Origin of the sequence: Pedobacter sp. GSP4, assembly GCF_051857575.1 — a bacterium.
Taxonomy (GTDB): Bacteria; Bacteroidota; Bacteroidia; order Sphingobacteriales; family Sphingobacteriaceae; genus Pedobacter.
On the sequence record NZ_JBPZIR010000020.1, the window covers coordinates 1 to 1,214 of the forward strand.

A 1,214-nucleotide genomic window follows, 5' to 3' on the forward strand; every position below is an offset into this window, starting at 1 on the left:
TGTAAGCTCCCCTGTTTTTCAGACCATTCAAAAGTATAATTTTGTCCTCAACTTTCCTGCAATAAATCGATGGGAGATTTGAAGTTCAATGCCTGGTGTGGTCGATGGTAATTATAGTCCATCATCCATTCCTCTACCTTTTCCCTCACATCATCCAACGAATGAAATATGTGGGCATTTAACAATTCTCTTCTGATGCTTCCATTGCATCTTTCTATATATGCGTTCTGTGTTGGTTCTCCAGGCTCGATAAAAAGCAGTTCAACATTGTTTTCCTTCGCCCATTCATCCAGCTTATATGAGATGAATTCTGGCCCATTATCCATTCTTATCATTTTTGGTAGCCCTCTATATTGTTTGAGTTCATCCAATGCCCTGGTAACCCTCAATGCTGGAAGTGAATAATCTATTTCCATAGCAAGCATCTCTCTGTTGTAATCATCGGCGATGTTCAGCAATCTAAATTTCCTCCCATTCCAAAGCGAGTCACTCATAAAATCCATAGACCACACCTCATTTACAGTTTCCGGCACAAATAATGGCTTTTTGACTCTTTCTGGTAGTCTTTTCTTTGCCCTGCGCCGAATATTAAGCCTCATCGCGGTATAAACCCGATAAACCTTTTTATGGTTCCATGTAATTCCTTTTCGACGTAACCGGTAGTAGCATTGCCAGAAGCCTATGGAAACATGCTTTTCAATTAGAAGAGAAAGTGCATTAACTATTTCGCTGTCATCGCGCCGTTTGCGTTTATAGTAATGATTGCTCCGGTTTAACCCGACACATTGACAAGCCTGACGATGGCTAATCCTTTTCACCATCTCATCCACTAAACCACGTTTTTCGTCAGGCGTTAAAGCTTTTTTTCCACCGCCTCCTTGAAAACTTCGTGCACAAGGCTGAGATTCGCATACATTTTTTTCAAACGCGCATTTTCCTCCTCTAATGCCTTGAGCTTTGATAACTCTTTCACTTCCATTCCTCCGTACCTCTGACGCCATTTATAAAAGGCTGCGGTGCTAATCCCTAACTCTCTGCAGAGATCGTGTACATTTTTGCCATTCTCATGTTCTTTGATGGCTTTTACAATCTGAGATTCCGTAAACTTGATTCTTTTCATATTACCAATTAAAATTAATAGTTTTTTCTAATAGCCTCGCTGCGCTCGGTCTAGAATTATACTTTTAACTGGTCTGAATTTTGGGAAGTGCACA

General features: G+C 40.4%; 1 protein-coding gene. It reads right to left on the bottom strand.

The window, feature by feature from the left end:
- Positions 1–47 precede the first annotated feature (47 nt).
- A protein-coding gene (locus ACS5PU_RS24275; protein ID WP_439461743.1) for an IS3 family transposase occupies positions 48–1,120 on the bottom strand; the annotation gives its coding sequence in 2 pieces (ribosomal slippage) (positions 48–859 and positions 859–1,120; 1,074 coding nt in all).
- Between the last annotated feature and the right edge of the window lie 94 nt (positions 1,121–1,214).